At 72.4% G+C, this 5411-nt stretch carries 3 protein-coding genes; all 3 read right to left on the bottom strand.

The window, feature by feature from the left end; translation table 11 throughout:
* Nucleotides 1-18: 18 nt before the first annotated feature.
* Nucleotides 19-1194, bottom strand: a complete 1176-nt coding sequence (locus IMZ11_RS41775; RefSeq protein ID WP_228649004.1) for an HNH endonuclease signature motif containing protein — start codon at nt 1192-1194, stop codon at nt 19-21.
* A gap of 889 nt (nt 1195-2083) precedes the next feature.
* Complete coding sequence (locus tag IMZ11_RS41770) at nt 2084-4066, bottom strand: serine/threonine-protein kinase (protein WP_228649002.1); 1983 nt, start codon at nt 4064-4066, stop codon at nt 2084-2086.
* Nucleotides 4067-4071: 5 nt separating this feature from the next.
* On the bottom strand, nt 4072-5411 hold a 1340-nt coding region (locus IMZ11_RS41765; RefSeq protein ID WP_228649000.1), incomplete at its 5' end, for a hypothetical protein.

The following is a 5411-nucleotide window of genomic DNA, read 5'->3' as shown; positions in this document are numbered from 1 at the left end:
TCCCTGTCCCTGTCACGGTCACTGTCTGCGGGCCCAGGCGCGGGGGCGGTGTTTGGGATAGCGGTGGAAACGCATCGTCACCGTGCCGTCCGGCTGGTCGATGACCTCGACCTTGTCCGGATGACGGGACTTCCACTTGTTGTCAGGCGCGCACAACGGCGCGAGGTTACCCAGATCAGTACGACCGCTGGGATACCACGGCTCGATATGGTCGATCTCGGCCAAATAGGCGGGCACGTCACAGCCCTCACGGCAGCAGGACCGGTAGCGGGCGATGATCGCCTCGCGCTGGTCGGCGGACGCCAGACGGCGGGAACGGCCGAAGTCGGTGACGATCCCCCGCGCGTCGCGGAGCACCCGCCGTAGTTCGGCGGTGTAGGCCATCCGGCGGGCGTCGGCGGCGGGGATGGCGGTGCCGTCCTCCAGATGGGCGGGAGCGTCGGATTCGCCGGTGAGGGTCTGCTCGGTCACCTGCACGTGCAAGACGGTGCGGCGTCCGCCGCCCGATAGGCGGATGGCCAGGGCATCGGCCATCCGGCGGGCGTGGCTACGCGTGTCGGTGCTGTCGGTTGGGACCGCGAGGGGTTCCAGCCACGTCTTCAGCCGCATCGTCAGTTCGGGGTCCAGCAGGCCGGTGATGCGGCCCATCCCGTCCAGGGTGTCGGCGATGGTCAGGTGCTGGCGTTCGGTCTTGGCCGCGGCCCGCGCCAGCCGCCCGTCGGGGTCGATGGTCTCGATGATGGTCTGTCCGGCGCGGGCGACGTCTTCGACGGTGGCGGCGGGGGCGTCGGCCAGGGTGAGCAGGATCGGTTCGGCCAGGCCGGTCTCGGCGTCGTCGAGATGACGCGTGGCGGAGGCGATGGTGGTGGCGTAGCCGAAGGTCAGGCTGCCGTCGGTGAGCCGGGCGGCGACCTGGGGCAGTCGGGGTAGTTGCCGGGCCAGGGTGAGGCGTTCGTTCGCGCGGGCGGCGCGTGATCCGGTGGCGCGGGCCAGCCATGCCCCGATCGAGCGCCGTCCGAACAGGTGGTGGCCTTTCCCGGCCTCGGCCACCCGAGCCCGGGCGGCCAGCGCGGCTTCGGCCAGATCGATCGCGCGGGCCAGCGCCACGATCTCCGCCATCGCCGCCTCGGTGTCTGGTGGTATCCCCTGAACGTCGGCGGCGATCTCCTCAGCGCGGCGCAGCAGGTCCGTCACCGCTGCCCCGGCAAGTCCGGGATCGGGCCGGTCTCCCCGCCCAGGGGTGTGGCGGTCATCCCCGCCAGCCGGGGGCGCGTCGGTCGGGTCCGGCGTCTCTTGGCGGTTCTGCCAGATCCCGTCCCAGGCTGACGCGTCCCCGCTCGCCTCCCCCGCTTCTTTCACCGGCTGTGACCGCTCAGCCCGGCGGCCCTGGTTGGGGTCGAGCTGTTCGGCGTCAGGCGGGACGACAGCGGGCCGGACGGCAGCGGCCGGGGGCGAAACCGGCCGGCGAAGACGAGAACGGTCAAGCAACAGCACGGCACCGTACGCGTCACCAGCGAAACGACCGGCCCCGGCCGGCGACCTGCGCCGCCGATGCGCACGCCGCCCCAAGGAGGACGGCGGCAGCCCACATGACTCCTCCGAGCCCTCCGCGCGAGCTGACAGCAGCACACCACCCGAAACAACCATCCGATTACGCCTCCCTTCCCCCTCCGATCGCTAAGCCCACCGCAAATATATCGCTCACACGTTCTATAAACAACTCTGGGTAGTCGTACATGCACTTAATGTGAGCAATCTGCTGAATGTTCTGTTCGAGGGAATTGCTTTCTGGGGTGAGCACCAAGGGCATCGGTCGCTGCCCGGCTCTGACGCGTCAGTGAAAAGGTGGATAGCTCGGCCGAGGTGGTGGGTGGAGACCGTCGATGCGGCGGGGGAGAGAGGCCATCGGCCGGCTCGGGCACCGTTGACCGGTGGACCGGTCTCGTGACGGCGGACCGGTCTCGATACTTCGGCCACGGCAACAGGCAGGCGCCTTCGGATGAACCGGCCGAGGGTGGCGGGTGTCAGGGGATGGGCCGGCCCGAATGGCGAGGCTGTCGGAGGGCGAAACCGGGCTGATGCGTCACGGGGAGAAGTGCAGTAGCCAGTAGGTGTCCTCGGAGCCGGCGAACTCGGCGTAGAGCCGTACCGGCCTGCCCGTGAGGTCCACGATCCAGGTCTTCCAGGGAGCGGCGCTCCGGTCGAAGACCAGGACGTGGTCCTCGTTGAACCAGCTCCACAGGACACGGCCGCCGGGAAGGGCGAACCGGGCGCGCCGCTCGCCCGTCACGGCGTCGAGCACACAGGCGCTCGCCACCTTGCCCGGACACAGGGTGGCGAGCAGTCGTCCCGACGGCGACAGCCCGGCGTCCGACCAGCGGGCGTCCTCGAACGTGCGCAGGACCCGCCCGTCAACGGAACGGAACCGGACTCCGGCCGAGCCGAACCCGTGCACCACCGCGGCGCCGTCCTGGCTCCAGAGGAAGTCGGACAGGCCGGGATCGTCGACCGGGACGTACGACGACGTCCGGGCGGCCACGTTCACGATGACGAATCCCACGGTGCGCCTGTCCTGGTGGACGGTCACGAGCACTCGGGTGCCGTCCGGAGACCACACCGACGCTTTGACCAGCAGCGGCTTGTCCACCGTGCGGACGGCGAACTCGCCGCCGGTGGCCCGGTCCGTGAACCAGACCGTGTTGGCGTCGTCCGGCACCTCCTTGGGCTGCCAGTAGACCGCCGCGACGGTCCGGCCGTCGGGCGAGACGACCGGATCGCGATAGTGGGTGAGCGACCTGAACTCCGCGCCGCCCGGCAGGCGCACGTACGCCGGATACACCTCCAGGTCGTTCCTTCTCACGACGAACGAGGTGAGCCGGATCGGATCGGACGGATCCTCGTGGAACGTCGCCGCCAACTCGGGCACGCGTACTGGGACACCGGCGGGCGCGGGCGGGCCGCTGACCCGAGGGGACGCAGAAGGCGACACAAGGGGCGACGCGGACGCCGACGGCGAGGTGGTCCGGCCGGTCGCCGTGTCCGGCTCCGGCCGGGTCATCAGGTACGCGGTCACGGCGGAGGTGAGCACGACGGCCGTGCCCGCGGCGGCCGCGGCCCGCGCCCAGCCGCGTCCCCTGGGCCGCGTCCGGCGGGCGCCGCCGACCCCGTCCGCGCTGCCGCCTCCGCTCGCGCTGCCGCCTCCGCTCGCGTCCCCGTCCCCGTCCCCGTCCCCGTCCGTGGGCACGGGTGCGTCCTCAGTACGCGGGCGCGGACGGCCGAGCAGACGGAGCAGCACCTGGCTGGCGGGAGGCCGGTCGGCGGGGTCCTTGGCCAGGCACTCGGCGACCACCGCGCGCAGCTCCCCGTCGAGTGGGCCGAGGTCGGGGTCCTCGGTGAGGATCCTGCGCATGATCGCCGGCACGGTGTCGGCACCGAACGGAGGGAGGCCCGAGGCCGCGTAGAGCATCACCGAGGCCCAGGCGAACATGTCCGACGCGGGCCCCTTCGGCGCGTCCCGCAGATGCTCCGGCGCCATGAACGCCGGGGTGCCGAGCACCCCCTCACCCGTGGCGTCACCGCCGATCGCGTGCGCGATGCCGAAATCGATCACCCGGGGGCCGTCCCGGCTCAGCAGGACGTTGGCCGGTTTGAAATCGCGGTGCACCACGCCCGCCCGGTGGATGGCGGCCAGTGCGGTGACCGTTCCCACCGCGACCCGGTGCAGCTCACGCCCGCCCAGCGGCCCACGTTCGAGCACGGCCTGCTGCAACGTCGGCCCGTCGACGTACTCGCTGACGATGTACGGCACCGAGCCGGACACGCCGACGCGCAGGACCTGGGCGGTGCAGAAGGAGGCGACGTGCGGCAGCACCTCCGCCTCCCGGTGGAACCTGGCCCGCGACTCGGCGTCGGTGGCGGCGTGCAGGACCTTGACGGCCACCCGGTCGCCGGTCCCGGTCTCGGCCAGGTAGACGACGCCCTGGCCGCCGGAGCCGAGCCTGCCCAGAATCCGGTGTCCGTCGATGTCGGCGGGGTCGCCCGGCCGCGGAGGGGAGGGGACGGGCATGGCGGTCAGCTACGGCCGAACCAGAGCTGGACGGCGGCGCCCCTGGCCGCTTTCAGCTCCACGAGCGCCCGCACCTCCTTGCCCCGCAGGTCGACCACGCCCGCCGTGTACAGGTTCTTGCCGGACCACCGCCCCATGACGAGGTGGTCGTCGTCGAACCAGCCCAGCGTGGTCAGGTCGCCGTCGCCGGGTACGGTCGCCCTCCGCACGCCCGTCACGGCGTCCCACACGCAGACGGCGTAGGAGCTCTCGCAGCCGGTGGTGACGAACGTCCTGCCGGACGGGGAGAACGGATCGTCCACGCCGACCGGGTACCCGACCCAGTGCATGCTGCGGACCGCCCGCCCGGACAGGTCCCAGAAGCGCGTGCCGAGCCGTTCCTCGGGGGTCACGTAGAGCGCGGCGACCTCGGTTCCGTCCGGCGTCCAGCGGAAGAACCCGATGGAGCGGCTGGACTCCGGGAGCGCGAGGTATGCCCGCACGTCCGTCTCGTTCGCCGTCTGGACGAACCTCGCGCTTCTCACCACGGGATCGACGATGAGGAAGCCCTTGGCGTGGATCGCCTTGACGCCTCCGGACCGGTCGAACACGGTGAGCAGGAGGCGACTGCCGTCCCGTGACCAGGTCTGCCCCTGCGTGAAGTACGGCGAGCCGAGCGTCGCGACCCCGAACCGCTCGCCGGTACGCCGGTCGGTGAAGGTGATGACCTGCCGCTCGGACTCCACGAAGTAGAGCGGGTTCATCGTGGCCAGCCAGCGGCCGTCGGGGGAGACCATCGCCGTCACGCCGTCGCCTCCGGCGGGCGCGAAGCCGGAGCCGTCCGGGGTGCGCGCGTAGGCGGTGCTCGTCTTGCCGTCCCCGCTCACCTGGTACGCCATCAGGCGGGCCGGGTCGCCCGGCAGCTCGTGCACCGAACCGCCGCTCGGCAGCCCGGTTCCGGACGCCGGCGAGCCGGCCGACGCCACGGGAGACGCGGAGGTCACAGGAGACGCGGTGGCCGTGGCGCCGGGACTCGTGGCGCCGGGACTCGTGGCGCCGGAACGCGTGGAGGTGACGGGTGAGGGGGACTGCGCCGCTTCCGGTAGGGCGACCGGCCGTGGCGTGACCACGTACGTGACGCCTCCGGAGACGAGGGCGACGGCGAGTCCCGCCGCGGCCAGCACGAGGGCGGGCGGGCGCCGGCCCGCACCCCCGAACGCCGCCGTACCTCCGGCGGCCGCCGCGTTCCCACCTCCGGCCGCACCACCCCGCGCGGCCGCGCTCCCGCTTCCCGCGGCGGGACTCGCGGCGCTCCCCGCTACCGGCACGCCGCGCGGCCCGGCTGGAACGGGGGCGGGGGTGGGGG

Source organism: Microtetraspora sp. AC03309, from assembly GCF_020826795.1.
Taxonomy (GTDB): Bacteria; Actinomycetota; Actinomycetes; order Streptosporangiales; family Streptosporangiaceae; genus Microtetraspora; species Microtetraspora glauca.
The sequence above is the reverse complement of the archived record's forward strand: the minus strand, read 5'-3'. Positions and strand labels throughout refer to the sequence as shown.